Annotated in this window: 4 protein-coding genes; 3 read left to right on the forward strand and 1 reads right to left on the reverse strand. The window is 68.1% G+C overall.

All coding sequences use genetic code 11. The features are described 5' to 3' along the window. Positions 1–311: 311 nt before the first annotated feature. Positions 312–902, forward strand: coding sequence for an LON peptidase substrate-binding domain-containing protein (locus tag ACTJJK_RS22945; protein WP_440731344.1), 591 nt, complete (start codon positions 312–314; stop codon positions 900–902). A gap of 61 nt (positions 903–963) precedes the next feature. Here ACTJJK_RS22945 and ACTJJK_RS22950 read toward each other — a convergent pair whose 3' ends face one another. Further along, positions 964–2,979 (reverse strand): bifunctional DedA family/phosphatase PAP2 family protein, encoded by a 2,016-nt coding sequence (locus ACTJJK_RS22950; RefSeq protein ID WP_031374208.1) that lies wholly within the window; start codon positions 2,977–2,979, stop codon positions 964–966. 225 nt (positions 2,980–3,204) lie between these two features. Between ACTJJK_RS22950 and ACTJJK_RS22955 the strand changes: the two genes are divergently transcribed. Both ACTJJK_RS22955 and ACTJJK_RS22960 read left to right on the forward strand, forming a co-directional pair. Continuing rightward, positions 3,205–3,864, forward strand: coding sequence for a serine/threonine protein kinase (locus tag ACTJJK_RS22955; RefSeq protein ID WP_440731345.1), 660 nt, complete (start codon positions 3,205–3,207; stop codon positions 3,862–3,864). Between the two features lie 276 nt (positions 3,865–4,140). Continuing rightward, complete coding sequence (locus tag ACTJJK_RS22960) at positions 4,141–4,959, forward strand: SDR family oxidoreductase (RefSeq protein ID WP_440731346.1); 819 nt, start codon at positions 4,141–4,143, stop codon at positions 4,957–4,959. Positions 4,960–5,147: the final 188 nt, after the last annotated feature.

A 5,147-nucleotide genomic window follows, 5' to 3' on the forward strand; every position in this document is an offset into this window, starting at 1 on the left:
ATTTTCCGATAAGACGTCCCTGTCTTATCGGAAAACGCCGCACGTCCTGTGCGGCGCCCTCCGGGTCTACGGTTGCATCGTTAGATCCGAGCTGCGCCAAGCTTTCACGGCAACGGCAACGGCAACGGCAACGGCAACGGCGACCGCAACCGCTCACCCTCGCTGACCATAAGCCCCGACGATCCGGACCGGTGTTAGAGGGTCCGCGAGCCAACCAAGCGACGACTGCCGTGTGCGCTACTGCCGTACACAGCGCCACCAGTAAGCCCGCGCATATCGTGGCCGCGGCCGGTCTTGGCTACACTGCCGCCATGTCCGCAGACATCGACGCTTCCGAATCGCTGGGCCTGTTTCCGCTGCACACCGTGCTCGTGCCCGGTGCGGCGCTCGGTTTGCGCGTGTTCGAGCGACGCTATCTGGACCTGGTGCGCGATTGCGGCCGACAGGGGCGCGGTTTCGGCGTCTGCCTGATCATCGACGGCAACGAGGCCGGTGCGCCGGCCGCGGCCGCGGCTTACGGCACCGAGGCGGTGATCGAGGATTTCGGTACCGGCGAGGACGGTCTGCTGACCTTGCGCGTGCGCGGCGTGCGGCGCTTCCACGCCGAGCGCGTGCGGGTGCGCGACAACGGCTTGCAGGTCGCCGAGGTGCAGTGGTGCGCGCCGGAACCGAGCGAGGTCGTGCGGCCCGAGCATTCGTTGCTGGTCACCTTGCTGGAGCACCTGCTCGAACAGATCGGCGGCGAGCATGCCAAGGCGCCGAGTTCGTGCATGGACGACGCAGCCTGGGTCGGCTGGCGGCTGACCGAACTATTGCCGCTGTCGTTGACCCAGAGACAGGCGCTGCTGCAGATGGATGGGCCGCATCAGCGCCTGGATCACCTGCTGACGGTATTGCCCTAAGCCCGCACGCACGGTTTGATCGATCGGCGCCGCACATGCGGGCGCCGATCACGCGGTGCACTCACGGCGCCGGGTCGGTACCCGGCACTCGATACTGCGATTGCAGGCGCAGCACGCGCGTGCCGTTCTTCGGGTGCGCCTGTTCGATCATGGTGAAGCCGGTCAACGCCTTGCGTACTTCGGCATGGGCGCGGCCGTCGTCGGATTCCGGCAGCCACAAGGCGGCGGCGTTGAAGGGCTTGTTCAAGCGCAGGGTCTGGGTGGTGCCGACCCACAGCGGGGTGCCGTCGGACAGCACCGCCGGCGCCGGCCATAAGCGCAGGGCGTACTGCACGTCCGGGCTCGGCCCGTCGCGCAGCATCAGCAGCGCTTCGGCCTGCGCATCCAGCGTCGCCGGCAGCACGATCTGATCGCGCGCAGGCGCATCGTCGTCGAGCAGGGCGATGGTCGCTAGCCAGTTGGCTTGCTCCTGCACGCGCCAACCGTTGGCTTCCAGGCTCGCGCGCAGCGGCGGCAAGGGGCCGGCGATCTGGATGTCGAGCGGCCAGCGCTGGCGCACGTCGCTTTCGTTGCGTTGCGCCGGCAGCGTCGCCCAGTCGCTCTTCCACCACGGCCCGGCTTCGAGCACGGTGGTCGGCGTGGCGGCGGCGAATTTCGCCAGCAAGGCGTCGGCCGAGCGCGGCGCATGCCACAGCGCGGCGGCGACGAAGACGGTATAGAACAGCCAGGCCAACGGCCGCATCCAGAACGAGCGCGCGACGTGGCGGCGATACGCGATGCCGAGCAGCAACAGCCAGACGATGCCGAACAAGGTGCCGCCGACCAGGTCGCTGGGCCAGTGCGCGCCCAGGTAGAGACGGGCGAAGCCGACCAGGGTGGTGACCACGCCGGCCAGCAGATACGGCCATACGCGTTGCCGGCCCGGTAGTTCGCGTGCGATCAGCACGGCGAAGAAGCCGAACACGATCGTGGTCATCGTCACTGCGACCGAAGGGAAACCGAAGCCGGCCGGCGCGGTCGGCGGGCGCGGCATGTCGATCGCCGCTTCCAGCAACGACGTCAGGGCGAGGCCGAACACGATCGCGCCGACCCAGTGCGCCGCCGCCATCCAGCGCCGGCGCCAGGCCAGGTAGACCAGCACCGCGAGCGAGGCCGGGCCGAGCACGGAGGCATCGCCCAGGCTCGCCAGCCCCGCCATCAAGCGGTCGGCGAGCGGATTGCGCAAAGTCCACATGAACTCGTGGACGCTGTGGTCGATCGCCAGCGGGCCGCCGCTCGCAAGCAGGGTGGCGAGCAGGGTGAACCAGATCCAGCTGATCCCGAGCAGGCACACCGCAAGCATCACCAGCGAGGCCGATTCGGGGCGATTGGGGTCGATCAGGGCCGCGGCGTAGCGGCCCAGGCGCGGATGCGCGCGGGTCCAGCGCAAGGCGCGCGCGAGCAGGTTGTTGGCGTGCGAGGCGAACCAGCGCCAGGTGTAGAGCACCGTGGCCCAGACCAGGGCGACCGCGACCAGCAAGGCGCCGAGCACGATCGCGAGGCGATCGGCGACCGCGGCGACGGCGTCGTAGGAAGCGCCGAGCACCCAGCCGGGTGCGAGGAACAGCGCCGACCACACCAGGCAGGCGCCGAAGCTCGGGATCGCGTAGCGCTTCATCGGCATCTTCAACATGCCGGCGATCGCCGGCACGAACGGCCGCACCGCGCCGACGAAGCGCGCGATCACGATGCTCTTGCTGCCGTGGCGGCGGAACAGGCCTTCGCCGCGGTCCAGCCATTGCGGATAACGCGAGAACGGCCAGCGCTGGCGCAATTGCGGCCCCCAGCGGTAGCCGACCCAGTAGCTCAGGCCGTCGCCGGCGAAGGCGCCGAGGGTCGAGCAGACCAGCGCATACGGGCCGCTGATGTGGCCGAGGCCGACTAGGGTGCCGACGGCGAACAACAGGGGCAGGGCGGGCACCACGATGCCGACGATGACCAGGGCATCGCAGAACGCGATCAAGAAGATCACGATGCCTGCGGCGATCGGATTGGCCGCGATCCATGCGGTCGCGCTTTCTAGCCAGGCAGGTTCCATCGGCCGATTATAGGCAGCGATGTCTGTTGCGCGGATGACTGCCCGTGCTTGACGGCAGGTCGTGACCTACGGCACTGCCTGGGGGCGGGAATGGGGAATAGGCAATAGGGAATCGAGAATCGTAAGCGCTTGCCCTACCTCGGCCGATGCATTCGCCTGTCCCGACTCCCGACTCCCGATTCCCGATTCCCGATTCCCGATTCCGACCCCGGCTACACTGGCGGCATGTCCCGTGATGTCATCGAAGTCGCCGCACTCAAGGCCGACAGCTTCGGCCGTATCGCCCTGATGCGCGATGGCGACGGGCTGTTCGTGCGCCGCGATCTGGGCCACGTGCCGTGGTGGTTGCGTGTGCCGGCCTGGTGGCTGGCGCGGCGCGAGGCGCGCGCGCTGCAGCGCGTCGACGGCCTCGAGGCCACCCCGCAGTTGCTGCGTTGGGACGGGCGCCGGCTCGACCGCAGCTATCTCGACGGCGCCGCCATGTACCAACGCCCGCCGCACGGCGACCTGGCTTATTTCCGTCAGGCCCGGCGCCTGCTGCAGCGGCTGCATCGGCGCGGCCTGGCCCATAACGACTTGGCCAAGGAGGCCAACTGGCTGGTGTTGGTCGACGGCCGCCCGGCGATCATCGATTTCCAGCTCGCCACCCGCGGCGACCCGCGTTCGCGCTGGATGCGCCTGCTGGCGCGCGAAGACCTGCGCCATCTGCTCAAGCACAAACGCACCTATTGCCCGCAGGCGCTGACGCCGGTCGAACGGCGGGTGCTCAAGCGCCATTCCTGGTTGCGCGAACTCTGGTTCGCGACCGGCAAGCCGGTTTACCGCTTCGTCACCCGGCGCATCCTGCATTGGGAAGACAACGAGGGGCAGGGGCCCAAGCCTTGACGGCCGGGATTCGGGATTAGGGATTCGTTGAAACCGCGCGGCGATCAGGCCGAGCCGCGTTGACGCCGGCATCGCGTGCGGCCTGCTTCCGTACGCACAGGCCGCGCAAGCGCATGGTGCACCCGGTCCGCTACGATCCGCCGATACGGCCGCGCCGTCGCGGTACACGAACTGGCAGCGTCGTCGCTGTGTTTGCGTTCCGCGCATCGGTCGAATCCTTTGTCCAGCGCAGGGCTTCCGCTCGGGAGCTCCGCGTCCGCCCCCCCAGGAGCTTCCATGAGCAGCTTGTCCGGCAAGACCATCTTCATCACCGGCGCCTCGCGCGGCATCGGCCGCGAAATCGCGCTGCGCGCCGCGCGCGACGGCGCCAACATCGCCATTGCCGCCAAGTCTTCGGTCGCCAATCCCAAGTTGCCGGGCACGATCCACAGCGTCGCCGCCGAAGTCGAAGCGGCCGGTGGCCGCGCACTCGCGCTCAAGTGCGATATTCGCGAAGAAGACGAAGTCAACGCTTCGGTCGCCGCGGTCGTCGACACCTTCGGCGGCATCGACATCCTGATCAACAACGCCAGCGCGATCTGGTTGCGCGGCACCCTCGACACGCCGATGAAGCGTTTCGACTTGATGCAGCAAGTGAACTCGCGCGGCAGCTTCCTGTGCGCGCAGGCCTGCTTGCCGTACCTGCAGCAGGCCGCGAACCCGCACATCCTGACCCTGGCGCCGCCGCCGAGCCTGGACGTGAAGTGGTGGGCGCCGCATACCGGCTACACCCTGGCCAAGATGGGCATGAGCTTCGTGACCCTGGGCCTGGCCGGCGAATTCGGCCCGAAGGGCATCGCCGTCAACGCGCTGTGGCCGAGGACGATCATCGCCACCGATGCCTTGAACCTGATCCCGGGCATCCCGATGGACCGCTGCCGCAAGCCGAGCATCGTCGCCGATGCGGCGCATGCGGTATTGGTGCGCCCGGCGCAGGGGTTCTACGGACGTTTCCTGATCGACGAGGAAGTGCTCGGCGAGGCCGGGGTGACCGACTTCAGCGAATACGCAGTGGATGCGAGCAAGCAGCCGCTGCCGGATTTGTTTCTCGATTGATGGCGTTCTGGATGGGGAGCGGCGCAGTGCGCCGTTCTCCACCTGCGCTCTGGGTAGGAGCGGTGTCCTACTGCCGTTGCCGTTGCCGAGATTTTGATCTGCTTTGCCGCTTTGCCGCTTTGCCGGTCAAGTGGAGACCCGGAGGGCGGCGCACAGGACGTGCGCCGTTTTTCGATAGGACAAGGATG

It is taken from the genome of Lysobacter sp. 22409 (genome assembly GCF_052045105.1).
In the GTDB taxonomy this organism is placed as follows: Bacteria; Pseudomonadota; Gammaproteobacteria; order Xanthomonadales; family Xanthomonadaceae; genus Lysobacter; species Lysobacter antibioticus_B.

Bases quoted from the DNA above. Each gene is read 5' to 3' on its own strand.
- ACTJJK_RS22955 (WP_440731345.1), top strand. From the start codon at position 3,205: ATGTCCCGTGATGTCATCGAAGTCGCCGCACTCAAGGCCGACAGCTTC.
- ACTJJK_RS22950 (WP_031374208.1), bottom strand. From the start codon at position 2,979: ATGGAACCTGCCTGGCTAGAAAGCGCGACCGCATGGATCGCGGCCAAT.
- ACTJJK_RS22945 (WP_440731344.1), top strand. From the start codon at position 312: ATGTCCGCAGACATCGACGCTTCCGAATCGCTGGGCCTGTTTCCGCTG.
- ACTJJK_RS22960 (WP_440731346.1), top strand. From the start codon at position 4,141: ATGAGCAGCTTGTCCGGCAAGACCATCTTCATCACCGGCGCCTCGCGC.